Below are 25070 nucleotides of genomic sequence, written 5' to 3'. Positions count from 1 at the left end.
CCCGCGGTGACCTGCCTCACATCATCCGACCGAGGGCGCACGGACGAGTGAACTCCCGCCCCGCGTCCGGCCGACGCCGCGCCCCGCCCGCCAGCATGGGCCCATGACCACCACGCACCCCCGCGCCGAACGGGCCGCGCGGGCCCGCCAGGCCGCCGCCCGACTGGCCGCCGACGGCATCGACGGGGTGGTGTTCGGCTGGGTCGACAACGCCGGACTCACCCGGGTCAAGTCCGTCCCGCTCGCCCAGCTCGAACACGCCGCCGAGTACGGCGTCGGCGCCGCCCCCTGCTTCGACGTCTTCCTGGTCGACGACTCGACCACCAGCAGCACCTTCACCGAAGGCCCCGCCGGAGACCTGCGGCTCGTCCCCGACCTCGACCGCCTCACCCCGCTCGCCGCCCAGCCCGGCTGGGCCTGGGCACCCGCCGACCGCTACGCCCAGGACGGCACCCCGCACCCCGGCTGCCAGCGCCGCTTCGCCCGCCGCACCGTCGACGCCCTCGCCCGGCGCGGCCTCACCTGCCGGGCCGGCATCGAGGTCGAGTGGATCGTCGCCGACCAGTCCGGAGCCCCCGCCACCACCGGCCCCGCGTACGGCATGCACCGCTTCGTTGACCACTCCGACTACCTGCGCGACGTGCTGCGCGCCCTCACCACCCAGGGCCTTGCCGTCCTCCAGCTCCACCCCGAGTACGCCCCCGGCCAGTTCGAGGTCTCCGTTGCCGCCGAGGGCCCGGTCGAGGCGGCCGACACCGCGATGCTCGTCCGCCACACCGTCCGCGCGGTCTCCGCCCGGCACGGCCTGCGCAGTTCCTTCGCCCCCGTCTTCACCGAGGGCGCCGTCGGCAACGGCGGCCACCTCCACCTCAGCCTCCGGCGCGACGACGGACTCGACCTCGCCCACGGCGGCCCCGGCCGCCACGGCCTGCACCCCGAGGCCGAGCACTTCCTCGCCGGAGTCCTCGCCGAACTCCCCGCGCTGCTCGCCCTCGGCGCCCCCAGCGCCGCGTCCTACCTGCGGCTCGTCCCCGCCCACTGGGCCGGGGCCTACCGCTGCTGGGGCCTGGAGAACCGCGAGGCCGCGCTGCGCCTGATCACCGGCTCCACCGCAGGCCAGGCCAACGCCGAGATCAAGTGCTTCGACGCCGCCGCCAACCCCTACCTCGCCGTCGGCGCCGTGCTCGCCGCCGGCCTGGCCGGCCTCGACGCCGGCCACCCCCTGCCCCCCGAAGTCCCCGGCGACCCCGGCACCGCCGAGCGCCTCCCCACCACCCTCCCCGAAGCGATCGACGCCTACGAGAAGTCCGTCCTCCTCCGCGAGGCCCTCGGCGCCCACCTCTTCGCCGCCGTCCTCGCCGTCCGCCGCGCCGAGGCCGAACTCTTCGCGCTGCGCACGGACGCCGAGATCATCGAGGCGACGCGCTGGCGGTACTAGGTCCTGGCGGGTGCCGCGCGGTCCGATGGCGCGGAAGGCGGGAATCGCGGCCTGGCGGACGCCTGCGGGGTTGGGCAGGCTGGGTGTGTGAGAACGCGCACCGTACTCATCGTGCTCTTCGAGGGCGTGGACGCGCTGGACGTCGTCAGCGCCGTCGAGGTGTTCTCCGCTGCCAACATCCACGCCGCCGACGCGGTGCCCGGCAAGGTCGCCTACCGCATCCGGACCGCGAGCCCCGGCGGCAGCCCGGTCTACAGCCCCAGCGGCCTGACGCTGGTGCCGGACACCGACCTGCACACCGTCGCCGCGCCGCACACGGTCGTGGTCCCCGGGCCCTACAGCGGCGACGGCAGTGTCGCCGTCAACGCGGAGGTCGTCCACTGGCTCAGGCGGCACGCGGCGCGCTCCCGGCGGATCGTCTCCATCTGCACCGGGGCGTTCCTGCTGGCCGAGGCCGGGCTGCTCGACGGCAAGCGGGCCACCACTCACTGGAGCCAGGCCGACCACCTCGCCCAGGCGTATCCCGACGTCCAGGTGGACTCCGACCCGATCTTCGTCCGCGACGGGCGGGTCTCCACCTCCGCCGGCGGCACCAGCGGGCTGGACCTCGTACTCGCCCTGGTCGAGGAGGACCTCGGGCGGGAGGCCGCCCTGGCCCTCGCCCGCCATCTGGTCGTCTTCCTGCGCAGGCCCGGCACCCAGCGGCAGTTCAGCACGCACCTGGAGGCGCAACTCGCCGACCGCCACAGCCTGCGCGACGTCCAGGACTGGATCGCGACCCACCCCGAGGCAGATCTCAGCGTGGAGACGCTGGCCCGGCGCGCCAACCTCTCCGCACGGCAGTTCACCCGCGCCTTCACCGCCGAGATCGGCACGTCCCCGGGCCGCTACGTGGACCGAAGCCGACTGGAGACCGCCCGCCGCCTCCTCGAGGACACGCACGACAGCATCGAGCACATCGCCCGTGCCAGCGGCTACCCGACTTCCGAGGCAATGCGCCGCGCCTTCCAACGCACCCTCGCCATCTCCCCGGCCCAGTACCGTCAGCGCTTCTGACCCGGAACAGCGGCGGCGATCGGGAACTCCCCTGCGATTCCCGATCGCCACCCCTGCGTCACCGGTCGGAAAAGGTGATCCGTCGTGCTGATTCCGCTAGGAATTCCGACCGGATCGGTGCCGATTCCAGGAAATACGGGCGAGGGTGAAGGTGATGCCCGCCAGGACGGAAAGGTTGAACGCCAGGAACGAACTGAGGCCGGGCGCCGGGGCCGGCACGACGTTGCTGCTGCAGACGTAGCCCACGGCCAGGACGACGGCGCCGGACGCGCTCGCGAAGCGCGCCGTCCTCCCCCTCGTGCCCGGGGATGGACAGCGGACCGGACCAGATGCCGAGCAGGCTGGCAAGCCCCGCGCCGCTGACGAGCTTGTTCGACTCGTCGCGGTTCAGGTACACCGTGCCGCTGATGATCCCCCAGGTCCATTTTGGGTCCGCGACCACCGGGTAGACGGTGCTCGCTTCGGTGCGGATCGTCTGGACCAGCACGTTGCCGTCCAGGCTGTACGACGTCGGGACGTCGAGCCCGCCGACCCGACTGGCTGGGATTCCCGAGGGCAGGTGATTCGCGGCGGATGCATGAGAAACCTAACGCGCCGAGGTCCAATTCGAAAAGGACCACAATCCCCCCTTTCCCGCCATGGCCAGGAAGGTGACAGTCGCCCTGTGCGCAGTAGGTGATGTCGTACGCGGCGGCGATGGGGTTGATCTTCGCCGGGTCCGGGTTGCCACCCTCGACACCCTCGAAACCCCCACCACCCGCCGTCCGGGAAATCTCACCGTCGCGGACGTCTACATGATCGTCGGCTGCCTGTCCGCGACCATCCGCACCGACAGCGGCGACTGGCGCCGGCTCGTCGACCTCACCCTCGACCGGCTGCGACCGCGCGGATCGTAGCTCGACCGCCGAGCCTGGCCCTGACAGGGCCAGGCTCAACACCGGTGCGAGGGGGCAGAATCAGGGCATGAGCACTACGACCGGCCTGGGCGCGTTCCTGCGGACCCGCCGCTCCCGCCTGCGCCCCGAGGATGTCGCCGTGCCGGACTTCGGCGGTCGGCGCCGGGTCTCGGGGCTGCGCCGCGAGGAGCTCGCCCAGCTCGCCGGCGTCAGCGTCGACTACTACACCCGGATGGAACAGGGCCGCGTGTCCAATCCGTCGGCGGCCGTCCTGGGCGCCCTCGCCCGCGCGCTGCGCCTGGACGAGGACGAGAGCCGGCACCTGCACCGCCTCGCCCAACCCGGCCCCGCCGCCCCGCGCGACCCCCGGCCCCGGCCCGAACGGCAGCAGGTGCGCCCGATGCTCCGGCGGCTGCTGGAGGAGCTGCGGGACGTCCCGGCCCTGGTGATGGGCCGTCGGATGGACGTCCTGGCCTGGAACGCGGCGGCGTGCGCCCTCCTCGGCGACTACGCCGCGCTGAAGCCCGCCGAACGCAACATCGCCCGGATGACCTTCCTCAACCCCGCCTCCCGGGAGCTCTTCGCGGACTGGACGGCCTGCGCCCGCGAGAACGTCGCCTACCTGCACCTGGAGGCGGGGCTGCACCCCGACGACCCGCAACTGGCGAGCCTGATCGGCGAGTTGTCGATGAAGAGCGAGGACTTCCGCCGGTGGTGGGCGGAGCACCCCGTCCAGGACAAGACCTCCGGGATCAAGCGCTTCCACCACCCCGTCGTCGGCGACCTGGAGCTGACGTACGAGACCCTGCGGGTTGCGGACGACCCCGGCCAGGCCCTGATCACGTACGCCGCCGCCCCCGACAGCCCCTCGCACGACGCCCTGCGGGTGCTGCTGGCGTGGGCCGCGCCGTCCGCCGCCGCCTCCGCTGCTGTGCGCAGGTCCGTCTCCGGAGGGTGATCGGCGGGGGTCAGCGGGTGCGGTCGGGGACGTGCTGGAGCCAGGCCGGGCGGCCCGCGCGGGTGGCCTCGGCGCGCTTCGCCGCCGTGGCCCGCAGCTCCTCCACCGAGGCGAAGCCGTCCGGCAGCCAGGCGGCGGACTGCGCGGCCCGCGCCGCCAGGTGCCGGACGTACGCCTCCCGGACTTCGCCGGCCGAGTCGAAGCCGGGCTCGTCCGCGAGCCAGCCGTCGGGTACGAGCGCGACGACCTCCCGCAGCAGCTCGGGCGTCACCAGCGGGGCGAACTCCGCGTCCGCAGCCCGGACGTCGGGGCCGTAGGCGCCGAGGGCGTGGGCGCTGAGGTCGTACGACTTGAGCAGTGAGGCGTGGGCGCCGGACCAGCGGTGGTGGAAGATCAGCCCGGCGCCGTTGTCGATCAGCCAGAGGGCGCCGTGCCAGACCATCAGATTGGGGTTGGCGCAGCTGCGGTCGACGTTGCCGGTGAGGGCGTCCAGCCAGACCACCCGCCCGGCCTCGGCGGGGGAGACGTCGAGCATGCCGGGCCGGAAGTCCCGCGAGCCCGGCAGGTAGTCCATCCCGAGGTTGACCCCGGCGCTGGCCCGCAGCAGGTCCTGGATCTCGGCGTCCGGCTCGTGCGCGCCGAGCGCCGGGTCGAAGTCGACGAGCACCAGCTCCGGCACCCGCAGCCCGAGCCGCCGCGCCAGCTCGCCGACGATCACCTCGGCGACCAGCGCCTTGTGGCCCTGGGCGGCACCGGTGAACTTGACCACGTACGTGCCCAGGTCGTCCGTCTCGACGATGCCGGGCACCGAACTGCCCGCCCGCAGCGGGTCCAGATACCTGAGAGCACTCACCTCGTTCAGCACACCCGCCACAGTAGCTCTGGTTTGGACCGGGCGGACGGCAGTGGTTGGCTTGGCCGGAAAGCACTGCCGCACCTGAGGAGAATCACGTCATGGGACAGGTCCAAGCCACCACCGAGTCGGTCTACCAGGCTTCTCCGCAGCGGGTGTTCGACGCGCTGGCCGACTACACGGCCGTCCGCCCCAGGCTGCTGCCGGTGCAGTACAGCGAGTACGAGGTCCGGGCGGGCGGCACCGGCGCGGGCACCCAGGTGCACTGGAAGCTCCAGGCGACCGAGAAGCGCACCCGGGACTGCCTCTTCGCCGTCACCGAGCCGTCCGCCCACCGCCTGGTCGAGACCGACGCCAACTCCACCATGGTCATCACCTGGACGGTCAGCCCGGTCGGCGCCGACCAGGCCAAGGTCACCGTCGAGGCGACCTGGCAGGGCGCCACCGGCATCGGCGGCTTCTTCGAGCGGACCTTCGCGCCCAAGGGCCTCAACCGCATCCACGACGAGATCCTCGCCCGCCTCGCCAGCGAACTGGGCTGACACCCCCGGGCGGCCGACGACCTGCCCGGGTGGGGCGGGGCCGCCTGCCTACCCGTACGAGTGGTTCTGCCCCGGAGAGGGTGAAAGCACGGCGGCTGGGCGGTGCCGCAGACCTAGGCTCGCGGCCGTGCGTATGACGATCCTTCACATCTCCCAGCCCGTCGACGGTGGAGTGGCCCGCGTCGTGGTGGATCTCGTCCGGGGCCAGCGGGAGGCGGGCTGCCGGGTGCTGGTGGCCTGCCCGCAGGGCGGTCGGCTGGCCGAGGAGGCGGCGGTCGCCGGGGCGCTGGTGCTGGACTGGCCGGCCGGGCGGTCGCCGGGGCCCGCGACCCCGGCGGAGGCGTGGCGGCTGCGGCGGATCGTCCGGGCGGCGAAGCCGGACGTGCTGCACCTGCACAGCGCCAAGGCGGGCCTGGCCGGTCGGCTCGCCACCAGGGGCAGCGTGCCGACCGTGTTCCAGCCGCACGCCTGGTCGTTCGCCGCCGTGGAGGGGCCGCTCGCGGCGGCGACGCTGCGCTGGGAGCGGTACGCCACCCGCTGGGTGCGGGCGGTGCTCTGCGTCAGCGAGCGCGAGCGCGCCGACGGCGAGGCGGCGGGCCTGCGGGCCCCCTGGCACGTCGTCCCGAACGGCGTGGACGTGCGCCACTACGCCCCGGCCGACTCGGCGGCCCGCCGGGCGGCCCGGATGTCGCTCGGCCTCGACCTCGACGCGCCGCTCGCGGTCTGCGTCGGGAGGCTCTGCCGGCAGAAGGGCCAGGACGTGCTGCTGGACGCCTGGCCCGAGGTGCTCGCGAGCGTGCCGGCGGCCCGGCTCGCGCTGGTCGGGGACGGGCCGGACGCCACCGCGCTCGCCGACCGGGTCCGGGATCTGCCGGAGCCGGCCCGGGTCCGCCTGGCGGGGGACGTCGCGGACCCGCGCCCGTGGCTGGCGGCGGCCGATCTGGTGGTGCTGCCCTCGCGCTGGGAGGGGATGGCGCTGGCGCCGCTGGAGGCGATGGCGATGGGCCGGCCCGTGCTGCTGACCGACGTGCCGGGGGCCCGGGAGTGCCTGCCGCCGGGGCAGCGGCCGCAGGCATTGGTGGAGCCGGAGAGTTCGGCGGATCTCGCGCGTGGCCTGATCGAGGCTTTGTCCGATCCGATCGAATGCGAACGCCGTGGAGCGATCGCCCGCGAACATCTGACCGAGCGACACGATGTGCGAAACGTGGTCGCCCAGGTGGACGCGCTCTATCGAACTCTCCTTCGGCGGGATTCCGCCGACGGCATGCCCCGTCAGCGCGGGGCGCACCGCAGGAGCCGTGTCCCTGGGCGGTCCTGATCGTTTCTCAGACCGTGAATGCTCGCCGCGAAGGTGCTGCCGTGTTCGCGCCTGGACAGGCCGGCCGAGGATTCATAATCCGAAAGTCTGATTAATGGGCAGGTGGAATGAAATGGCAAGTCAACTTCCTGAAATCAAGCCAGCGTTCGGTATTGTCTAATTTTGCCTGCTTCTTCACTATTCCTGACTGCCGACCCTCCGCGAGGCATTCCGGAAATGTTCGAATGCCGTCCTTCGGCATGCCACCCAAGGCAGCAGGTGCTACCTGGACCGCAGCCACCGGGCCGGGATCGCTGGGCCGGCTCGCCCCCGGCCCCGGGCGGCCCGTCGCGGCGGGTACACAGCAGGGGAGTTCGCGCGCTGATGACCATTGACCACGAGAGTGTGCCTCGGCCGGGCCGCCCCCTGCCGTCCTCCCGGCGGCTCGCCACCGGGCTGCTCGACCGCCCCGCCACCACCGCGCAGGCCCGCTCGGCCCCGCCGGTCGGCCGCCACCGCAGGGCGCTGCACTCCCTCGAGCGGACGGCCCTCCCGGCCGCCCTGGTCCTGGTCGACTCCCTCGCCGTCTGCGTCGGCGCCGCGCTGACCACCCTCGCCACCGAGGGCCGCGCGCACTCCCTGCTCGGCTCCGCCGCCGTCCTGCCCCTGCTGCTGCCGCTCAACCTGGCCGGCGGCCTCTACCGCACCCGGCTCACCCTCTCCGCCCTCGACGAGCTGCCCGCGCTCGCCGCCCGCGCCGCCGTCGCCACCGCCTTCGCCGTGAGCCTGGCCGCCTGCCTCGGCGCCTGGCCGGGCGGCGGCCCCGCCACCCCGCTCCGGCTCGCCGCCCAGCTCGCGCTCTTCCTGCTGCTCGCCGCCTGCGGCCGGGCCCTCAGCTACCACCTGCTCCGCCAGGCCCGCCGCCGCCGCCCGAGCCCCGTCCTGGTGCTCGGCGCCGGGCAGCTCGGCCAGCGCGTCGCCGCCGTGCTCACCGAGCGCCGCGAGTACGGGATGCGCCCGGTCGGCTTCCTCGACCCGCACCCGGTGCTGCTCGCCGACTCCACCCGGCTGCCGGTGCTCGGCGGCCGCGAGGTGCTCGAACGGGAGATCCGCCGCCACCGCGTGCACCACGTGCTCGCCACCGAGGGCGCCGCCGACGAGACCGAGACGGCCGCCGCCCTGCGCGAGGCCGCCCGGCTGGGCTGCCAGGTCTGGCTGGTGCCCGCACTGCGCGAGTACGGCGCGGTCGGCGGCCCGGCCCGTGACCACCTCTGGGGCTTCCCCTGCGTCCGGCTCGGCCGCCCGGCCATGCGCCGCCACGGCTGGGCCGCCAAGCGCGCCCTCGACATCACCGCCGCCGCCGCCGGGCTGCTCGCCCTCGCGCCGGTGCTCGCGGTCTGCGCCCTCGCCGTCCGCTTCGACACCGGCCCGGGGGTGCTCTTCCGCCAGCAGCGCACCGGCCTCGACGGGCGGGTCTTCACCGTCCTCAAGTTCCGGACCCTGCGCCCCAGCAACGAGCACGAGTCCGCGACCCGCTGGAACATCTCCCAGGACCACCGGATGGGCGCCGTGGGCCGCCTGCTCCGCCGCTCCTCGCTGGACGAGCTGCCGCAGCTGTGGAACGTCCTGTGCGGCGACATGAGCCTGGTCGGCCCCCGTCCCGAGCGGCCGTACTTCGTGATGCGCTTCGGCCAGGTCTACCCCGAGTACCCCGACCGGCACCGCGTCCCCGTCGGCCTCACCGGCCTCGCCCAGGTGAACGGCCTGCGCGGCGACACCTCGATCGAGGACCGGGCCCGCTTCGACAACCGCTACATCGAGAGCTGGAGCCTCTGGCAGGACGTCAAACTGCTGCTCCGCACCGCCGCCCTGATGCTCCACCCGGACGGGAGCTGAGCCCGATGGCCCTCGCCCTGCCGCTGCCCCGCGCCATACACGGCGTCAGGACCAGGCCCAGCCTGCTCGCCGCCGCGACCGTCCTGCTGGTCTGCGTCCCGACGGGGGAGAAGGACGTCGCGGCCGCCGTCCACATCACCCCCGCCGACCTCGCCTCACTGGCCCTGATGGCGCTCACCGCCGTCGACCTGCTGCGCGGCCGCACCCCGCCGCTGCACCGCACCGCCTGCGTGCTGTTCGGCGGCATCGTGGTCGCCGCCGCGCTGGCGACCATCGGCTCGATCGACCCGCAGACCAGCCTCACCGGCTTCGTCCGGCTGGTGCAGGTCTTCGTGCTCGTCCCCGCCGCGGTGGTCTGCTCGCTCCGCGACCGCACCGACCAGCGGCTGGTCCTCGGCTCCTTCGTCGCCGCAGCACTCATCCAGGGCGTGGTCGGCGCCGACCAGTACCTGACCCGCACCGGCGCCTCCTACACCGGCCAGCCGATCCGCGCGGTCGGCACCTTCGGCGCCCTCGACATCATGGCGATGTCCACCGTCGTCAGCTTCGGCCTGCTCGCGGCCCTCGCGCTGGCCCTCGCCGAGCGCGGCCCCGGCGGCGACCGGCGGCTGCGCCGGGCGATGTACGGGGCGGCGGCCTTCCTCGCCTTCCCGCTCGCCGTCTCCTTCAGCCGGGGCAGCTGGATCGCCTGCGCCGCCGCCGCGACCGTCCTGCTGCTGCGTGCCGACGCCCGGCTGGCGCTGCGCAGCGCCGTGCTCGGCGCCGCCGCCGTGGTGGTGCTCGTCGGCGGCCTCGGCCTCGGCTCCTCCGGCGTCACCGACCGGCTCAGCAGCATCGGCTCGGTCGAGGCCGCCCCCGACCAGTCGGTCAGCGACCGCTACGACCTCTGGGCCACCGCCCAGGCGATCTGGCAGGACCACCCCGTCACCGGCGCCGGCCCCAAGGCCTTCCAACAGCTCCGCGACAGCCACGCCCCGCTACGGCTCTCCTCCGGCAGCGACGCGGCCGACCCCACCATCGGCTTCCAGCGCGAGCCGCTGCTCTCCCCGCACAACATGTACTTCCTGGTCCTCAGCGAGCAGGGCCTGATCGGCGCCGTCGCCTACCTGGCGCTCTTCCTCACCCTCCTGATCGGCTGCCTCCGCCGCGCGGCCGGCCCCGGTCTGGCAGCTCTCGCCCTGCTCTGCTGGGTGCTGGTCGACTTCCTGTACGGCGACATCGGCGGGACGACGACCGTGCTCACCTCCGTCGTCCTCGGCCTCGCGGCGAAAGCAGCCCTGCCCGGCCCGGCAGCCCTGCCCGGCCCGGCAGCCCTGCCCGAACAGGGAGCGCAGCCCCGATGACGACCGACCAGCCGAGCGCGGTCGCGCCCCTGCTCCCGGCCGCCCGCAGCGTCGCCGAACCGGTGGCTGTCGAGCCCCCGGCCCCCGAGCCCGAGGCGCCCGGCCGGCGGGGCTTCCTGGCCCGTGCCTTCGGCGTCACCGCCCTGCTCAGCGCCGCCGGGTCGGCCCTCGGGCTGCTCCGGGACCTGCTGCTGGCCCGGTACTTCGGCGCGAACCAGGGCACCGACGCCTTCCTGGTCTCCTGGACGGTGCCCGAGACGGCCGCGCCGCTGCTGATCGAGGACGCGATGGCCTTCCTGATGGTCCCGGCCTTCAGCCTGGCCCTGGTGCTCCGCGAGGAGCGCCCCCAAGGGCCGGACCCGGTACGCCAGTTGGTCCGCGCGACGCTGCCCTGGCTGCTGCTCGCGCTCTGCGCGCTCTCCGCCGCCACCGCCCTCGGCGCCCCCCAGCTGGTCGACCTGCTCGCCCCCGGCCTGGCCGACCCGGGCCTCGCCGTGACCTGCACCCGGATCACCGCGCTCACCATCCTCCCGTTCGGCGTGGCCGGGTACCTCGGCTCGGCGCTGCGGGCCCACCACCGGTTCACCGCCCCCGCCGGGATCTACGTCGCCTACAACGCGGCGATCCTGACGGTGCTGCTGACCTGCCACGGCCTGCTCGGCGTCCGCTCGGCCGCCGTCGGCGTGGCGCTCGGCAGCGTGCTGATGGCGGGGCTGCTGATCGGCCCGTTCGGCCGCCGCCTGCGCGCGGGCGGGGCGGCCCGCCGCAGCGGCCGCCGCCCGGCCGGGCAGGGCCTGGTGCTGATCCCGCTGGCGATACTGCCGGTGGCGGCCTTCACCCTGACCCGGCAGGCACAGGTCTTCATCGAGCGGTACCTGGGCTCCGGCCTGCCGCCCGGCACCATCTCGCACCTCAACTACGCCGCCAAGGTCTCCCAACTGGCCATGACAGCGGCCATCCTGATCTGCACCGTGACCTTCCCGCTGGTCGCCCGCGCGCTCGCGGCGGGCGATCTGGCGGCGGCCCGGGACCGGGTCGAGAAGGACCTCGGCCAGGCCGCCGCCGTCGTACTGGTCGGCACCGCCTTCCTGATGGCCTGCGCGCCGTCCGTCGTCTCGCTGCTCTTCGAGCGCGGCGCCTTCGGCGCGCTCGACACCGCCGCTACGGCCGCCGTGATCCGGGTCTACAGCTTCGGCCTGCCCGCCCAGGCGCTGATCGGGGTGATGGTCCGCCCCTACTTCTCCGTCCGCCCCGTGGTCCGCCGCGCCGACCAGCCGCAGACCGACGACGGCGGGCGCCGCCTGCTCGACTGGTACCCCGTCGCGGCGATGGCCGTCGGGCTGCTGGTCACCGTCGTGGTGGGCCTGACCGCCACCTCCCGGTTCGGCGCCCTCGGCCTCGCGGCCGGGAACGCCGCGGGCATCACCACCACCGCCGTGCTGCTGCTCCGCGGCCTGCTGCTGCGCGGCATCGCGCTACGGCTCGGCCGGGTGCTCGGCGGGCAGGCCCGCCTGCTGGCCGCAGCCGTCGGCGCCGCCCTGACGGGCACCCTCGCCGGTCAGCTCGCGGCGGGCCCGCTGCTCGCCACCCTGCTCGGCGGCGGCTGCGTGCTGCTCGTCTTCGCCGCCCTCGGTACCGCGCTCGGCGCGGACGAGGTGCGCGGCCCGGTGCTCGCCCTCGTACGGGCGCTGAACCCGCCTCCCCCGGCCGCTGAAGGGAAGCTGCCCGATGGACGTTGAACCCGACCAGCGCCTGCGCCTACCGGCCCAGGCGACGTCGCTCAGGGCCGCGCCCTGGATCCTGATGTACCACTCGGTGGCCGACGAGGAGGAGGACCCGTACCTCCTCACCGTCAGCCCCCGCCGGTTCGCCGCCCAGATGGAGTGGCTGCACCGCACGGGCCGACGCGGCGTCAGCATCCGCGAGCTGCTGCGAGCCCGCGCCGAGGGCGGTGACGGGCGGCTGGTCGGTCTGACCTTCGACGACGGGTACGCCGACTTCGCCCGGCACGCCGTCCCGGTGCTGCACCGGTACGGCTTCACGGCGACCGCGTACGTCGTCCCCGACCTGCTCGGCAGCGACAACGGCTGGGACGTCGAGGGCCCCCGCAAGCAGCTTCTCACCGTCGACCAGGTGCCCGAACTCGCCTCCGCCGGCTGGGAGATCGGCTCGCACGGCCTCGGCCACCAGGCCCTCCCCGGCCTGCCCGCCGAGGTGCTCGCCACACAGACGCGGGAGAGCCGCCGCGCCCTGGAGGAGCTGGTCGGCGGGCCCGTCACCGGCTTCTGCTACCCGTACGGCGCGGTCGACCTGCCCGCCACCCTGGCCGTCCGCGACGCCGGGTACGAGTACGCCTGCGCGATCGGCCACAGCGAGCTGACCGGCCGCTTCGCCCTGCCGCGCTGCTACGTCGGCGACCGCGACGGCGCCCTGCGGCTACGCGCCAAACGCGGCCGCCACCGGCTGCGGGACGCCCTCGTCGGGCTGCGCCGGGTGGGCAGGGGGAGGGCGGCCCGATGAGAGTCCTGCACGTCATCACCGGCCTCGCCGCAGGCGGCGCCGAGCGCCAGCTCCAGCTGCTGCTGCGGCACCTGCCGGAGCGTCACCGCTGCGAGGTCGCCACCCTCACCAACCCCGGCGCCGTCGCCACCGCCCTGCGCGCCGACGGCGTCACCGTGCACGACCTGCGGATGCGGGGCAACCGCGACCTCGCGGTGCTGCCCCGGCTCACCCGGCTGGTCCGCACCGGCGGCTACGACCTGGTGCACACCCACCTCTACCGCGCCGGCCTCTACGGCCGCCTGGCCGCCCGGCTCGGCGGGGTGCGCACCGTCGTCGCCACCGAGCACTCGCTGCACCCCGGCGTGATCGAGGGTCGGTCCGTCACCCCCGGCGTCAAGGCCCTCTACCTGGCCGCCGAACGCCTCGGCAGCACCACCGTCGCCGTCTCCCGGCAGGTCGCCGGGACGCTGGACGACTGGGGCGTCCGCCGGGTCGACGTACTGCCGAACGGCGTCGACGCCGCCCGCTACGCCCTGCCCACCGCCTCCCGGGCGGCCCTGCGGCAGACCGTCCGCGCCGAGCTCGGCCTGCCGCAGCAGGCCTGGGTGATCGGCGGGGTCGGGCGGCTGGTGCCCGGCAAGCGCTTCGACCTCCTGATCGACTCGCTCGCCGAGCTGACCGTCCTCGCCGGTCAGCACCCGGCCCTGCGCGAGCCCTGGCTGCTGCTGGTCGGCGCCGGCCCCGAGCTCGAGGAGCTGCAGCACCGCGCGGCGCTGCGCGGCGTCCGGGGGCGGCTGGTCTGCACCGGCGAGCGCGACGACGTCCCCGAACTCCTCACCGCCATGGACGTGCTGGCCGCCCCCTCGACCGAGGAGACCTTCGGCCTGACCGTCCTGGAGGGCCTCGCCGCCGGTCTCCCCGTCCGCCACAGCGCCTGCCCCGCCCTCGACGAACTCCCCCCCGAGGCAGCCCCCGAGGCAGTCAGGATCCCCTCCGACGCAGCCTCCTACACGGCAGCCCTGTGCGAGCTCTGGAGCCGCCGCAGCCTCCCTCTGCCGCAGCCCCCCGCCGTCGCCCACTACGACATCGCCCGCATCGCCGACAGCCTCGGCCGCCTGTACGACCGCCTCGCGGTCGTCTGAACGGACAGCCAGTTCCCCGCGCCCCTGAGGTCGGCCGCTTGCGTGCAGCTCACCAGTTGCCTGAACCAACCGAACAGCCAAGGAGCCTCCCGATGTCCGAACTGCGCCGGAACGCCCGCGCCCTGACCCGTCGCTGGTGGCCGGTGGCGCTGGCCGTCCCCCTGGGTGCCGTGGCGGGGGCTGGTTACGCCGTCGTCTCGCACCCCAGTTACGCCGCCAACTCGTACGTGGTGGTCGTGCCGCAGAACCCCGGCGAGGGCAACACCGCCGTCAACTTCGCGCAGGCGTACGGCCGTCTCGCGGGCCAGCCGCAGGTGCTCACCGCGGCTGCCGCCGAGACCGGCCGCAGCGTCGCCCAGCTCGCCGGGATGGTCAGCGGCACCACCTCGCCCGACGCGCCGGTGATCGACATCACCGGCACCGGCCGCCGCCCGCAGGACGCGGTGCTGAACGCCGACGCCGTCGCCCGCTCACTGGTCACCTTCGCCAACACCAGCAGCAAGGAGACCGGGGTCCGGCTGGTGCCGCTGGCCGCCGCCGCCGAGCCGGACGCTCCGACCTCGCCCTCCGCCCAGCTGGACACGGCAGTCGGCGGGGCGGCGGGCGTCCTGGTCGGTGCCCTCGTAGTGATGACCCGCCGCCGCCCGGCCGAGGAGCCGGCGCCCGCAGCCGAGCCCGTCACCGAGCCCGTCACCGAGCCCGTCACCGAGCCCGCCGACGTCCCGGTGCCGCCGCAGCCCCGCACCGAGGCGCCCGCCGAGGAACCGCAGGAGCCCAAGCGAGCCGGGAGTCGACGATGACCACCGAGGAACAGCTCAGCACCACCACACTCCCCGCCACAGTCCCCGCCCAGACGACCCAGACGACCCAGACGGCCGAGACCTCCGGCCCCCGCTGGCGCACCGAAGTCCGCCGCGAGGACGACGCGCTGGACACCCTGGCCGCCGAGTGGGACGCCCTGGCGGCCCGCTGCGCGACCGCGACCTCCTTCCAGGCCGCCGCCTGGGTCCGCTCCTGGTGGCGGCAGTACGGCCGCCCGGGGGGTCTGGTGGTCGTCCTGGTCCGCCGGGACGAGCAGTTGGTGGGGGCCGCCGCGCTGCGCCGCCGTGGGCTGTTCGGCGGGCTGACCAACCTGGGCGCCGGCCTGGTCGACTACACCGACGTGCTGCTCGACGACGCCTACGCCGACCGCGCCGCCGCCGAGCTCGCCGGCGCCCTCCCGCTGCGCCGCCCCTGGCACAGCCTGGAGCTGCGCGAGGTGCACCCGGAGGCTGCGGCGCAGCGGGTCTTCGAGCACTGGCGCGGCCGCCGCCACCGTTTCGCCGACTCGCTCTGCCAGTACCTCCCGGCGGTGCCGATGGAGGAGCTGCTGAAGCGCCTGCCGGGCAAGACCGCCCAGCGCAGCCGGGTGAAGCAGCGCAAGATCGCCGAATCCGGCGTCCAGGTCAGCTCGGCGACCCCGGAGCAGGTGCCGGAGGCCGTCCGGGAGCTGCTCGACCTGCATTTCCTCCAGTGGCGCGAGCGCGGCGTCACCGCCGAGCACCGCACCGAGCGGTTCGCCGCCCACCTGGTCGAGTCCACCACCGGCCTGGTCGCGACGGGCCGGGCCGCCGTGCACCGCTACTCGCTGGACGGCGAGCCCGTCGCGGTGAACCTGCTGCTGCTCTGCCCGTCCTTCGGCGGCCTCTACATGTACGGCGCGCACCCGGCCCTGCGCGAGCGGCTGGACATCGCGGGGCTGCTCTTCGGCGTCGCGCTGGACGAGGTGCGCGGCGCGAACATCCCGGTGCTCAGCCTGCTGCGCGGCCAGGAGCCCTACAAGCAGCGCTGGCGCCCGGACCAGCTCTCCAACCAGCGCCTGGTGCTGGGCCCCGGCAGGCTCGCCCCGGCCGCTGCCGTGCGGGCCTGCCGGGTGCGGGCCCGGCAGGTGGCCGTGCAGCTGCTCAACACCCGGCTGCCCCGGCTCAAGGCGGCGCTACTGGCCCGGCGCCGCAGCTGAGCCGGTTGCCGCAGCTGAGCCGGCCGCTGCCCACGGGTTCGCCGCGCCCTGCGAGCCGGACATCAGCTGCTTGAAGACGGCGCTGGAGCGCGGGTTCCGGTCGCATCCCCAGAACCCGTGCGGGCAGTAGTCGGTGACGGTCTGGTAGCTGGTGTCGTGGGTCCGCATCCACTCCACCATCCGCCGGACGAACTCGGGGTTGTCGCCGTTGCGGAAGAGCCCCCACTCCGGGTAGGAGACGGGCTTGCCGCGCTTGGCCGCGAACTCGACCTGGTCCTGGAGCCCGTACGGCTCGGAGATGTACTGGTCGAAGGTGCCCCCGGCGGGCTGGTCGTAGCTGTCCATCCCGATGATGTCGACCACGTCGTCACCGGGGTAGCAGCGCGTCCACGGGATGGCGTCCAGGCCCCGGGTGGGGTCGAAGTCGAACTTGAAGTGCTGGCCGGGCACCGAGCGCATCACCGTCACGATCCGCCGCCAGTACGCCTTCCAGGCCGCCGGGTCGGGGCGGCACCGGCTGGTGTAGGTGGTGCCGTTCATCTCCCAGCCGAGGGTGAGCACGGTGTCGCCGCCGCCGAGCGCGACGAGCTTGCGGGCCAGCTTGAGGAAGTGCCGGTCGAACTCGCCCTGGTTGCCCCGGGCCAGCAGCTTGGCCACCTCGCCGTCCGGGATGTTCCCCTCGTTCGGCACCAGCATCGGCACGCCGAGCACGAGCTTGCGGCTCGGATCGGCCAGCCGCCACTGCGACCAGAGGCCGAGCACCACCGGATCGCCCTCGATGTCGTTCCAGCCGTTCCCGGCCAGGTAGGTGTGGCCGACCTGCATGTTGGCGCCGTTCAGCCACTGCGCCATCCGCCGGATCTGCGGGATGTAGTTGTCCCAGGAGCCGACGAAGGCTCCGAACGGCGCCTCGTGCCGGGTCCGCTGCACGGCGGGCCGGGGCGCGGCCCCGCGCGGTTGCACCGCGTCCGAGGAGAGCGCGGCCCGCCGCTCGGTCTGGTCCAACGGCGTCCCCGGCGGGACACTCGCGGTGGTCACCATCAACAGCAGCGCGGCGGCGGCCAGCGTAAGGCGGGCCAATCGCATGGGCTCTCTCCTCGGAGCGTCGCACCCGGGCCGGAAGGCGTCCGGTAAGCACGACGGTAAGCCCACAGACCGTCAGAAAAGCCTTATGTCACTCAAAAGTGGACAAGTCGCACACGCGACCGGACTCCGCCGTCAGTCACTGGGCGAAGGTGTTGCACTTCGTCATGTCCCCCGACCGGTACCCCACGGTGAACCACTGCTGCCGCTGCGCCGACGACCCGTGCGTCCAGCTCTCCGGGTTGACCCGCCCCTGGGCCTGCTGCTGGATGCGGTCGTCGCCGACCGACGCCGCCGCGTCCAGGCCCTGGGCGATGTCCGCGTCCGTCAGCTTGTTGATCAGCGGCCGCCCGGTGCTCGCCTGCGGCGTCTTCACCGCGTTGTTGGCCCACACCCCGGCGTAGCAGTCCGCCTGGAGCTCCAGCTTCACCGAGGCGCTGTTCGCCCCCTGCCGGTCGTTGCCGACCTTGTTCGTCTGCCCGGTCAGCGCCTGGATGTGGTGCCCGTACTCGTGCGCGATCACGTACGCCTCAGCGAACGGGCCGCCCTTCGCGCCGAAGCGGCTGCTCAGCTCGGAGAAGAAGCCGAGGTCTGCGTACGCCTTGTGGTCGCCGGGGCAGTAGAACGGGCCGACGGCCGAGCTGGCCGCGCCGCAGGCGGTGGAGACCCGCCCGGTGAAGAGCACGGTGTCGGCGGGGGAGTAGCGCACCCCGCGCCGGGGCAGCTCGCCGCTCCAGAAGGTCTGCACACTGTTGACCACGCCGACGATCCGGCAGTCCTGCCGCTTGTTCGCGTCCGCGCCGGTCTTGCAGGTCTGCTGCACCTGCCCGGCCGTGCTCGGGCCGGCCGAGGCGCCGCCGCCCCCGGCGAGTCCGAGCAGCCCGGGGTCGATCCCGAACACCAGCGCCAGCAGCAGGCCGATCACGCCGACCCCGCCGCCCACCGCGATCTTCCCGCCCGGCAGCCCCCGCCGGTCCTCCACCTGGGAGCTGTCGAGATCGGCCTGGTCGTCGAACTGCATCTGCGTACCACCTCTGTAACAGTCATCCCGCCGTAGCAGTGGCAAGATAGCGGGCACCGCCGCCCGCCGCCCAGCCGGAAGCCGCAGGTCGGCGCCGGAGCCCGACGGGGCGCGTAGCCGCACGCCCGTCCGGGTGGCGCGCCGTGTCCGACAGACGGACGTCTCGTTCGAGGGGTACGCTCCGCCCGTGTCCCGGAAGCCGCTGCGTGCCCTCACCCGTCGTTCTCTGCTCCCCGCCCTGGCCGTCGTGCTGGTCCTCGGAGCGGGTGCCGCCGCACACGCCAACCGCCCCGTGCCGTTCGGCGACCGCGTCGCCGAGCCCGGTGGCTCGGACGCCAGCCCCGTCAGCGCCCAGTCCCTCGACACCGGCTCCCTGGAGCTCAAGGTCGGCCCCGGCCTGGAGGCGTACGACCGCACCGGCAGCCACCTCTGGTCCTACCGCCGCGAGGGCGCGACCGCCCTCTACCTGGCGATGGCGGGGGAGAGCGCGGTGGTGGTCTGGGACGACGGGCTGGTCACCTCCGTCCGCCCGAGCGACCACTCCGTCCGCTGGCACCGGGCCGTGCCCGGTCTGAGCGAGTGGCTGAGCGCCGACGGCGAGCCCGGCGCGGCCACCCGTACGGACGCGGAGCGGCACACCGTCGCCGTCCGGCGCGCCGCCGCCGCGCTCCAGACGGCGACCGAGGACGAGCCCTGGGTGGCGGTGCTGACCCCGGCCCTGACCATGGGTTTCCGCGACCGCGACGGCGACCTGCGATTCAACTCCCGCCCGCTGAGCGGCTGCTCCTATGACCCGCTGCGGGCCGTGCACACCGACGACGCCGTGCTCGTGCCCCGCACCTGCACCGGCACCAACGGCGCCGGGCACCCCCTCCCGGGCGGCATCACCGGCTTCCGCCTGACCCAGCACGGCTGGCAGCTCAACGCGGGCCCCGCCGTCCAGCTCCACCGCCTCGACGGCCACCACGTCACCATCGACGACGGCCCGATCGTCGGCCGCCACGTCTTCGACACCAGCCAGGGCGCCCCCGAGACCCCCTGCACCGCGCCCGCCGCCTCCTTCGCCGCAGCCTGCCGCTGACCCGGCGGCGGTCGGCCCCTGGCGGCCGCACGGCTGGCGGAGCTTCTGAGGGCTCCCGGTAGACTGGGCCATATGGCTGTTCTCTCTGGGCATTAGCTGCCCGCCGTACCTACGCCGCCCCGAGCCCTGTGAACCCGTCCAGGCGCCCGCCCACTGCCCAGGAGTTCCCTCAGCCATGATTTCCGTCAACGCCCTAGAGCTGCGCGCCGGCGCCCGCGTCCTGATCGAGTCCGCCAGCTTCCGGATCACCCCCGGTGACCGGATCGGCCTGGTCGGCCGGAACGGGGCCGGCAAGACCACCCTCACCAAGGTGCTCGCCGGTGAGGGCCTGCCCGCCTCCGGCACCGTCACCAACTCCGGCCAGGTCGGCTACCTCCCGCAGGACCCGCGCACCGGCGACCTCGACGTGCTGGCCCGCGACCGCATCCTCTCCGCCCGTGGCCTCGACACCGTGCTGAGGAAGATGCGCGAGAACGAGGACCGGATGGCGAACGGCACGGGCGCCACCCGCGACAAGGCGATGAAGAAGTACTCCAACCTGGAGACCGAGTTCCTCACCAAGGGCGGGTACGCCGCCGAGGCCGAGGCCGCCACCATCGCCGCCGCCCTCGGCCTGCCGGACCGCATCCTCGGCCAGGAGCTGCACACCCTCTCCGGCGGTCAGCGCCGCCGCGTCGAGCTGGCCCGGATCCTCTTCTCGGACGCCGACATCCTGCTGCTCGACGAGCCGACCAACCACCTCGACGCCGACTCGATCGCCTGGCTGCGGGACTTCCTGAAGACGTACAAGGGCGGCTTCATCGTGATCTCCCACGATGTCGAGCTGGTCGAGACCGTCGTCAACAAGGTGTTCTACCTGGACGCCAACCGCTCGGCCGTCGACATCTACAACATGGGCTGGAAGCAGTACAAGCAGCAGCGCGAGGACGACGAGAAGCGCCGCAAGCGCGAGCGCGCCAACGCCGAGAAGAAGGCCGCGACCCTCAACTCGCAGGCCGACAAGATGCGCGCCAAGGCCACCAAGACCGTCGCCGCCCAGAACATGGCTCGCCGCGCCGAGAAGCTGCTGGCCGGCCTGGACCAGGTCCGGGTCTCGGACAAGGTCGCCAAGCTGCGCTTCCCGGACCCGGCCCCGTGCGGCAAGACCCCGCTGATGGCCGAGGGGCTCTCGAAGTCGTACGGCTCGCTGGAGATCTTCACCGACGTCGGCCTGGCGATCGACCGGGGCTCCCGGGTCGTCATCCTCGGCCTCAACGGCGCGGGCAAGACCACCCTGCTGCGGATGCTCGCGGGTGTCGAGCAGCCGGACACCGGCGAGGTGATCCCGGGCCACGGCCTGAAGATCGGCTACTACGCCCAGGAGCACGAGACGCTCGACCCCGAGCGCAGCGTGCTGGAGAACATGCGCTCCGCCGCGCCCGACACCGACCTGGTGCAGATCCGGAAGATCCTCGGGTCCTTCCTGTTCTCCGGCGACGACGTCGACAAGCCGGCCGGGGTGCTCTCCGGCGGCGAGAAGACCCGGCTCGCGCTGGCCTCGCTGGTGGTCTCCAGCGCCAACGTACTGCTGCTCGACGAGCCCACCAACAACCTCGACCCGGCCAGCCGCGAGGAGATCCTCGGCGCGCTGCACTCCTTCAGTGGCGCGGTCGTGCTGGTCACCCACGACGAGGGCGCCGTCGAGGCCCTCCAGCCGGAGCGGATCATCCTGCTGCCCGACGGTGTCGAGGACCTCTGGAGCCCGGCGTACCACGATCTCGTGTCGCTGGCCTGACCGGTCGACCGCTGGTCTAGACACCGGATCAGCTGTCCGTCGTAGAAAATCTCATCCCCGGAAGACCTCGGGAATGGGAGACTCCGAGATTCCGTTTTAGCCTGTCCACCACCGCCCCGACCGCGAATACGCGGCGGGGCGGTGCTGCTGATCAGCTCTTTCGTCCGAGGGGCTGCGGGAGGGCGGGGGCGCGTGTCCTGAAGCGAGCGCCCTTGTGCGCCGTGAGCACCACCGGCAGACTGCGCTTTCCCGGTATCGACCTTGTCGAATGGGTGGCCAGGACGCTGGCTATGGGTGATCATGGGAATCTGACCGAGCACAGCATATGAGGAGGCACGGGTGGCCGAGACTCTGAAAAAGGGCAGCCGGGTGACCGGTGCCGCGCGTGAGAAGCTCGCGGCCGATCTGAAGAAGAAATACGACTCCGGTGCGAGCATCCGCGCGCTGGCGGAGGAGACCGGGCGCTCCTATGGCTTCGTGCACCGCATGCTGAGCGAATCCGGAGTGATCCTCCGGGGCCGCGGCGGTGCTACGCGTGGCAAGAACAAGGCTACTGCGGGAGCTGGTTCCTGACAGGCCGTCAAAGCTTCTCCCGATGCGCTGCGCACTCGTCCCCCACGACACGTCAGACCCATGGGCGCGTGAGAGTGCGACTTCGCTGAGCAGTGGGAAATTCTGAGCGAGGACTTCCTTTCGAAGGCGCATTGGCTCCACAAAGCACAAGACGATTCGGCGGCCGGGCATCCGGGCCGCCGATCGTCATTTCCGGCACTGTCCGAGCAGTGTCCGAGCGCTGCTCGCGGCACTGTCCGTGGGGCTCTGTGCAGCGGGCCGCAGTTTTGTTACTCTCCGGTAGTTTCTGTCTGCCGTCCAGCTGGAGGTACCCGCCATGACCACCCCCGCCCTCGACGACCCGCAGCTCTGGGAGTCGGCCGGTGTCCGGCTCGAGCTGGACGGTGAGACGGCCGTCGTGACGCTCTGCCGCCCGGAGCGGCGCAACGCCCAGTCGCCCGCGATGTGGCGCGGGCTGGCCGCCGTCGGCCGGGCGCTGCCGGGGACGGTCCGGGTCGTGGTGCTGCGCGCCGAGGGGGTCTCCTTCTCGGCCGGTCTCGACCGGGCGATGTTCACCCCCGAGGGCCTGCCCGGCGAGCGGAACTTCCTCCAGCTCGCGGCGGCCGAGGACAAGGACGTCGACGACACCATCGCGGCCTTCCAGGAGGCGTTCAGCTGGTGGCGCCGACCCGACCTGATCAGCATCGCCGCCGTCCAGGGCCACGCCGTCGGCGCCGGCTTCCAGCTCGCCCTCGGCTGCGACCTCCGGGTCGTCGCGGAGGACGTCCAGTTCTCCATGAAGGAGACCTCGCTGGGCCTCGTCCCCGACCTGGCCGGCACCAAGCCGCTCACCGAACTCGTCGGCTACGCGCGGGCGCTGGAGATCTGCGTGACCGGCCGCTGGGTCGGCGCCGAGGAGGCCGTCGCCTCCGGCCTGGCCAACCTCGCGGTGCCCGCCGCCGAACTGGACGGCGCCGTACGCGACCTGACGGCCGCCCTGCTGGCCGCGCCGCGCAACGCGGTGAACGAGACCAAGGCGCTCCTCCAGGGCGCAGGGGGGCGCAGTTACGACGAGCAGCGCTCCGCCGAACGGGCGGCGCAGACCCGGCGCATGCGGGACCTCGCCGGGCTCGGCGACTGACCGAGCTTCGCCGGGCGCGACCCGGGGGTGCGGGGTGGCATCCGGCGGAGCGTGCCGTGCGGTGGCCGGTGTGAAATGTCAGAGTTGGGCTGGTCTGCGACAGACCTGGACGGAACCCCACAGGAGACCACCGTGCCTGACACCCCGACCCCCGCCGACCTGCACAAGAACGACCCGCACCGCGCCCCCGACCCGACCGCCGACCGGGGCCGGACGGCCCTCGCCGTCGGCGTGGTCGAGAAGATCGCCGGGATGGCCGCCCGCGAGGTCAACGGCATCCACGCGCTCGGCTCCGGCTTCTCCCGCACCTTCGGCGCGATGCGCGACCGGGTGCCGGGCGGCCGGTCCAGTGTCGGCCGGGGCATCAAGGCCGAGGTCGGCGAGAAGCAGACCGCGATCGACATCGCGCTGGTGGTCGAGTACGGCGTGGTCATCCCGAAGCTGGCGGCCGAGGTGCGGCAGAACATCATCGCCGCGGTGGAGCAGATGACCGGGCTGGAGGTCGTCGAGGTCAACATCGCGGTGAACGACGTCCACCTCCCGGACGAGCCGGACATCGACGAGGAGGAGGAGTCCTCCGGCCGGGGCCAGCGCCCCCGGGTGCAGTAGGCCCGGCCGGAGTCTCCGACGCGAACACCCGTTTCGTTGGCCCGATCCACTCGCGTCACGCTCTAACGTGACTGAGTGTGGTCATCCGGTCACCTCGGGTCGGCGCGCTCGGGGCATCCATCGCAAGGAGTCTCGATGAATCTTGCCCTGACGGGCCTGCTGGTCGGTATGGCCCTGGGCTTCGCCGGATACTTCGGCGGGTTCGCCGCCTTCCTCCTGGTCGCCGTGCTCGGCGCGGCGGGGTACGTGGTGGGTCGGCTGCTGGAGGGTGACATCGGGCTCGGGGAGCTCGGCGATCTGCTGCGCAGCCGCGACCGGCGGCGTTGATGGCCGCGCTCGGGGCGGCCGGTGCGCCCCGGCGGGCCCCGGCCGAGCGCGGGCGGCTGCGGCTGGCCGACCGGGTGCTCGCCGGGATCGCCGCCACGGCCGTCCGGGAGGCGCTCGCCGCAGCCTCCGGCGCCCGGCCGCGGACGCCACGGGTGACGGTCTCGGCGTCCCACGGCACGGCCCGCCTCACCCTCGGCCTGACCCTCCCCTTCCCCGCCGACCTGGCCGCCCTGGCGGCCGTCGCCCGGGACGCCGCAGCCGAGCACTGCCAGACGATGACCGGCACCCGGATCCGTGAGGTCGTCGTGGTGGTCGAGCGGCTCGTCCCCACGGACACCACCCGATGACCGCCGAACCGACGGCCGAACCGACGGCCGAGGGGAGTACGGAGAGGAGCGCCGAAGCACCGCCGGAGGAGCCCGTACGGCGGGTCCGCTCGCCCCGGACGCCGGCCGCCGGGCTGGTGGCGACGGCCGTGCTGGTGGTCGGCGGCGGGGTGCTGTACGACGTGATCGCCGTCCGGACGGGCCACCGGGCCAGACCCTGGCGGGCTCAGCTCGCCCACCAGCTGGCGACACGTCACCTGGACGACACCTGGGTGCTCGTCGGCGCCGGGGCGGCCGTGCTGCTCGGGGTCTGGCTCGGCGTGCTGGCCTTCACCCCGGGCATGCGGCGCTGGCTGCCGCTGCGGACACCGGGGCAGGAGGGGGCGGACACCGCCGTGCTGCACCGGTCGGGGTTGGCCGCGCTTGTCGCCACCCGGGCGCGTGAGCTCCCGGAGGTGACGGCGGTCTCGGTGCGGGCCGGGGTGAAGCGTACGAAGGTCACCATCCGGGGCACGGCCGATCCGGCGGCCGTCCAGCGGGAACTGCGGGCCGAGCTCGCCCGGGTGCCGCTGGGCCGCCCGTACCGGCTCGACGTCCGGACCCACCGAGCGGAGGGCCGATGAGCCGATCGACCGTCAACCGGGCCTTGCTGGGCGCCGTCGGGCTGGTGCTGCTCTGCGGCGGCCTGCTGGTGCTGGCCGGGGGCCTCGACCTCTACGGGCGGCTCGGGGTCGGCCTGCCGCACCACTGGCCGCTCCGCTCGCCCGACCAGCCGGTGGTCAGCACCGCCTCCCGGACGCGCTGGACGGACCGGAGCTGGTGGTGGCCGACCGTGATCGCCGTCCTCTCCGTCGTGGTGCTGGGCGCGCTCGGCTGGCTCACGGCGCAGCTACGCCGCAGCGGGCCCGGCAGCGTCCCGATCCCCGGCCCGCCGGGGACGGACCTGCGGCTGCGCAGCAGCGCCCTGGAGGACGTGGTCGAGACCGGGACGATCGCCCACCCCGAGGTCACCCGGGCCCGCACCCGCCTGACCGGCAGGCGGCGCAGCCTGCTGCTCCGCACCACCGTCCGGCTGGCCCCGGCAGCCACCCCGGCCCCCGTCCTGACGGCGTACCAGGAGGGCCCGTTGGCCGACACCCGCGCCAGTCTGGCCCTTCCCGGCCTGCCGTCGGAACTGCGGATCACCGTCCAGGGCCGCAGCGGGTCACGTAGCCTTCGCTGACCCCTGGCGGGA

General features: G+C 73.8%; 26 protein-coding genes. 22 read left to right on the top strand and 4 right to left on the bottom strand.

The window, feature by feature from the left end; genetic code table 11:
• Positions 1-103: 103 nt before the first annotated feature.
• Together ACR68M_RS07820 and ACR68M_RS07815 are read left to right on the top strand one after the other, a co-directional pair.
• On the top strand, positions 104-1438 hold the full coding sequence (locus ACR68M_RS07820) for a glutamine synthetase (RefSeq protein ID WP_441249706.1): 1335 nt from the start codon (positions 104-106) through the stop codon (positions 1436-1438).
• Between the two features lie 87 nt (positions 1439-1525).
• The gene (locus ACR68M_RS07815) at positions 1526-2494 is read left to right on the top strand and encodes a GlxA family transcriptional regulator (protein WP_441249705.1); all 969 of its coding nucleotides are present in this window, start codon (positions 1526-1528) and stop codon (positions 2492-2494) included.
• 58 nt (positions 2495-2552) lie between these two features.
• Here the strand turns inward: ACR68M_RS07815 and ACR68M_RS07810 are convergent, their stop codons facing one another.
• The gene (locus ACR68M_RS07810) at positions 2553-2981 is read right to left on the bottom strand and encodes a hypothetical protein (protein WP_441249704.1); all 429 of its coding nucleotides are present in this window, start codon (positions 2979-2981) and stop codon (positions 2553-2555) included.
• 163 nt (positions 2982-3144) lie between these two features.
• Between ACR68M_RS07810 and ACR68M_RS07805 the strand changes: the two genes are divergently transcribed.
• Complete coding sequence (locus ACR68M_RS07805; protein WP_441249703.1) at positions 3145-3390, top strand: hypothetical protein; 246 nt, start codon at positions 3145-3147, stop codon at positions 3388-3390.
• 67 nt (positions 3391-3457) lie between these two features.
• On the top strand, positions 3458-4348 hold the full coding sequence (locus tag ACR68M_RS07800; protein WP_441249702.1) for a helix-turn-helix transcriptional regulator: 891 nt from the start codon (positions 3458-3460) through the stop codon (positions 4346-4348).
• A 10-nt stretch (positions 4349-4358) separates the two neighbouring features.
• Here ACR68M_RS07800 and ACR68M_RS07795 read toward each other — a convergent pair whose 3' ends face one another.
• Positions 4359-5213, bottom strand: coding sequence for a HipA family kinase (locus ACR68M_RS07795; RefSeq protein ID WP_441249701.1), 855 nt, complete (start codon positions 5211-5213; stop codon positions 4359-4361).
• Between the two features lie 89 nt (positions 5214-5302).
• On the opposite strand from ACR68M_RS07795, the gene ACR68M_RS07790 reads away from it, so the two are divergent.
• The 9 genes from ACR68M_RS07790 (at position 5303) to ACR68M_RS07750 (ending at position 15922) form a co-directional block, all read left to right on the top strand.
• The gene (locus ACR68M_RS07790) at positions 5303-5743 is read left to right on the top strand and encodes an SRPBCC family protein (protein WP_441249700.1); all 441 of its coding nucleotides are present in this window, start codon (positions 5303-5305) and stop codon (positions 5741-5743) included.
• 133 nt (positions 5744-5876) lie between these two features.
• On the top strand, positions 5877-7061 hold the full coding sequence (locus ACR68M_RS07785; protein WP_441251537.1) for a glycosyltransferase: 1185 nt from the start codon (positions 5877-5879) through the stop codon (positions 7059-7061).
• Between the two features lie 363 nt (positions 7062-7424).
• Positions 7425-8936 (top strand): exopolysaccharide biosynthesis polyprenyl glycosylphosphotransferase, encoded by a 1512-nt coding sequence (locus tag ACR68M_RS07780; RefSeq protein ID WP_441249699.1) that lies wholly within the window; start codon positions 7425-7427, stop codon positions 8934-8936.
• Positions 8937-8941: 5 nt separating this feature from the next.
• On the top strand, positions 8942-10279 hold the full coding sequence (locus ACR68M_RS07775) for an O-antigen ligase family protein (protein WP_441249698.1): 1338 nt from the start codon (positions 8942-8944) through the stop codon (positions 10277-10279).
• Positions 10276-12018: a lipid II flippase MurJ gene (locus ACR68M_RS07770; protein WP_441249697.1), complete on the top strand. Its 1743-nt coding sequence runs from the start codon at positions 10276-10278 to the stop codon at positions 12016-12018. The genes ACR68M_RS07775 and ACR68M_RS07770 overlap by 4 nt, the downstream gene beginning before the upstream one ends.
• Complete coding sequence (locus ACR68M_RS07765) at positions 12008-12799, top strand: polysaccharide deacetylase family protein (RefSeq protein WP_441249696.1); 792 nt, start codon at positions 12008-12010, stop codon at positions 12797-12799. Before ACR68M_RS07770 ends, ACR68M_RS07765 begins: the two co-directional genes overlap by 11 nt.
• Positions 12796-13923 carry a glycosyltransferase gene (locus tag ACR68M_RS07760; RefSeq protein WP_441249695.1) on the top strand — a complete coding sequence of 376 codons (1128 nt, stop codon included), beginning with the start codon at positions 12796-12798 and terminating at the stop codon, positions 13921-13923. Before ACR68M_RS07765 ends, ACR68M_RS07760 begins: the two co-directional genes overlap by 4 nt.
• Before the next feature lie 92 nt (positions 13924-14015).
• The gene (locus tag ACR68M_RS07755; RefSeq protein WP_441249694.1) at positions 14016-14723 is read left to right on the top strand and encodes a YveK family protein; all 708 of its coding nucleotides are present in this window, start codon (positions 14016-14018) and stop codon (positions 14721-14723) included.
• A complete protein-coding gene (locus ACR68M_RS07750; RefSeq protein WP_441249693.1) occupies positions 14720-15922 on the top strand; it encodes a GNAT family N-acetyltransferase in 1203 nt (400 codons plus the stop codon). Before ACR68M_RS07755 ends, ACR68M_RS07750 begins: the two co-directional genes overlap by 4 nt.
• Here the strand turns inward: ACR68M_RS07750 and ACR68M_RS07745 are convergent.
• Both ACR68M_RS07745 and ypfJ read right to left on the bottom strand, forming a co-directional pair.
• A complete protein-coding gene (locus ACR68M_RS07745) occupies positions 15899-17008 on the bottom strand; it encodes a glycoside hydrolase family 26 protein (protein WP_441249692.1) in 1110 nt (369 codons plus the stop codon). The genes ACR68M_RS07750 and ACR68M_RS07745 overlap by 24 nt on opposite strands.
• Positions 17009-17144: 136 nt before the next feature.
• Entirely contained in the window at positions 17145-18026 is an 882-nt protein-coding gene (ypfJ, locus tag ACR68M_RS07740; protein ID WP_441249691.1) for a KPN_02809 family neutral zinc metallopeptidase, read from the bottom strand.
• Between the two features lie 187 nt (positions 18027-18213).
• On the opposite strand from ypfJ, the gene ACR68M_RS07735 reads away from it, so the two are divergent.
• The 9 genes from ACR68M_RS07735 (at position 18214) to ACR68M_RS07695 (ending at position 25058) form a co-directional block, all read left to right on the top strand.
• A complete protein-coding gene (locus ACR68M_RS07735) occupies positions 18214-19107 on the top strand; it encodes a hypothetical protein (protein WP_441249690.1) in 894 nt (297 codons plus the stop codon).
• A 175-nt stretch (positions 19108-19282) separates the two neighbouring features.
• On the top strand, positions 19283-20881 hold the full coding sequence (locus ACR68M_RS07730) for an ABC-F family ATP-binding cassette domain-containing protein (RefSeq protein WP_441249689.1): 1599 nt from the start codon (positions 19283-19285) through the stop codon (positions 20879-20881).
• Positions 20882-21220: 339 nt separating this feature from the next.
• Positions 21221-21454, top strand: coding sequence for a helix-turn-helix domain-containing protein (locus ACR68M_RS07725; RefSeq protein ID WP_030059940.1), 234 nt, complete (start codon positions 21221-21223; stop codon positions 21452-21454).
• A gap of 316 nt (positions 21455-21770) precedes the next feature.
• On the top strand, positions 21771-22574 hold the full coding sequence (locus ACR68M_RS07720) for an enoyl-CoA hydratase/isomerase family protein (RefSeq protein ID WP_441249688.1): 804 nt from the start codon (positions 21771-21773) through the stop codon (positions 22572-22574).
• A gap of 75 nt (positions 22575-22649) precedes the next feature.
• Positions 22650-23183 carry an Asp23/Gls24 family envelope stress response protein gene (locus tag ACR68M_RS07715; protein WP_441249687.1) on the top strand — a complete coding sequence of 178 codons (534 nt, stop codon included), beginning with the start codon at positions 22650-22652 and terminating at the stop codon, positions 23181-23183.
• A gap of 135 nt (positions 23184-23318) precedes the next feature.
• Complete coding sequence (locus ACR68M_RS07710) at positions 23319-23510, top strand: hypothetical protein (RefSeq protein ID WP_441249686.1); 192 nt, start codon at positions 23319-23321, stop codon at positions 23508-23510.
• The gene (locus tag ACR68M_RS07705; RefSeq protein WP_441249685.1) at positions 23510-23857 is read left to right on the top strand and encodes a hypothetical protein; all 348 of its coding nucleotides are present in this window, start codon (positions 23510-23512) and stop codon (positions 23855-23857) included. The genes ACR68M_RS07710 and ACR68M_RS07705 overlap by 1 nt, the downstream gene beginning before the upstream one ends.
• Complete coding sequence (locus tag ACR68M_RS07700; RefSeq protein WP_441249684.1) at positions 23854-24459, top strand: DUF6286 domain-containing protein; 606 nt, start codon at positions 23854-23856, stop codon at positions 24457-24459. The genes ACR68M_RS07705 and ACR68M_RS07700 overlap by 4 nt, the downstream gene beginning before the upstream one ends.
• Positions 24456-25058: an alkaline shock response membrane anchor protein AmaP gene (locus tag ACR68M_RS07695; protein WP_441249683.1), complete on the top strand. Its 603-nt coding sequence runs from the start codon at positions 24456-24458 to the stop codon at positions 25056-25058. The genes ACR68M_RS07700 and ACR68M_RS07695 overlap by 4 nt, the downstream gene beginning before the upstream one ends.
• The last annotated feature ends 12 nt before the right edge of the window (positions 25059-25070 follow it).

The sequence above is a fragment of the Kitasatospora sp. McL0602 genome (assembly GCF_052076145.1).
Taxonomy (GTDB): Bacteria; Actinomycetota; Actinomycetes; order Streptomycetales; family Streptomycetaceae; genus Kitasatospora.
Note: the sequence above shows the minus strand (reverse complement) of the source record. Positions and strands in the feature narration are given on the sequence as shown.

Coding starts and splice junctions, on each gene's coding strand:
- ACR68M_RS07695 (WP_441249683.1), top strand. CDS start 24,456: ATGAGCCGATCGACCGTCAACCGGGCCTTGCTGGGCGCCGTCGGGCTG.
- ACR68M_RS07705 (WP_441249685.1), top strand. CDS start 23,510: ATGGCCGCGCTCGGGGCGGCCGGTGCGCCCCGGCGGGCCCCGGCCGAG.
- ACR68M_RS07785 (WP_441251537.1), top strand. CDS start 5,877: ATGACGATCCTTCACATCTCCCAGCCCGTCGACGGTGGAGTGGCCCGC.
- ACR68M_RS07790 (WP_441249700.1), top strand. CDS start 5,303: ATGGGACAGGTCCAAGCCACCACCGAGTCGGTCTACCAGGCTTCTCCG.
- ACR68M_RS07745 (WP_441249692.1), bottom strand. CDS start 17,008: ATGCGATTGGCCCGCCTTACGCTGGCCGCCGCCGCGCTGCTGTTGATG.
- ACR68M_RS07780 (WP_441249699.1), top strand. CDS start 7,425: ATGACCATTGACCACGAGAGTGTGCCTCGGCCGGGCCGCCCCCTGCCG.
- ACR68M_RS07775 (WP_441249698.1), top strand. CDS start 8,942: ATGGCCCTCGCCCTGCCGCTGCCCCGCGCCATACACGGCGTCAGGACC.
- ypfJ (WP_441249691.1), bottom strand. CDS start 18,026: ATGCAGTTCGACGACCAGGCCGATCTCGACAGCTCCCAGGTGGAGGAC.
- ACR68M_RS07800 (WP_441249702.1), top strand. CDS start 3,458: ATGAGCACTACGACCGGCCTGGGCGCGTTCCTGCGGACCCGCCGCTCC.
- ACR68M_RS07730 (WP_441249689.1), top strand. CDS start 19,283: ATGATTTCCGTCAACGCCCTAGAGCTGCGCGCCGGCGCCCGCGTCCTG.
- ACR68M_RS07820 (WP_441249706.1), top strand. CDS start 104: ATGACCACCACGCACCCCCGCGCCGAACGGGCCGCGCGGGCCCGCCAG.
- ACR68M_RS07770 (WP_441249697.1), top strand. CDS start 10,276: ATGACGACCGACCAGCCGAGCGCGGTCGCGCCCCTGCTCCCGGCCGCC.
- ACR68M_RS07750 (WP_441249693.1), top strand. CDS start 14,720: ATGACCACCGAGGAACAGCTCAGCACCACCACACTCCCCGCCACAGTC.
- ACR68M_RS07755 (WP_441249694.1), top strand. CDS start 14,016: ATGTCCGAACTGCGCCGGAACGCCCGCGCCCTGACCCGTCGCTGGTGG.
- ACR68M_RS07760 (WP_441249695.1), top strand. CDS start 12,796: ATGAGAGTCCTGCACGTCATCACCGGCCTCGCCGCAGGCGGCGCCGAG.
- ACR68M_RS07720 (WP_441249688.1), top strand. CDS start 21,771: ATGACCACCCCCGCCCTCGACGACCCGCAGCTCTGGGAGTCGGCCGGT.
- ACR68M_RS07700 (WP_441249684.1), top strand. CDS start 23,854: ATGACCGCCGAACCGACGGCCGAACCGACGGCCGAGGGGAGTACGGAG.
- ACR68M_RS07710 (WP_441249686.1), top strand. CDS start 23,319: ATGAATCTTGCCCTGACGGGCCTGCTGGTCGGTATGGCCCTGGGCTTC.
- ACR68M_RS07715 (WP_441249687.1), top strand. CDS start 22,650: ATGTCAGAGTTGGGCTGGTCTGCGACAGACCTGGACGGAACCCCACAG.
- ACR68M_RS07765 (WP_441249696.1), top strand. CDS start 12,008: ATGGACGTTGAACCCGACCAGCGCCTGCGCCTACCGGCCCAGGCGACG.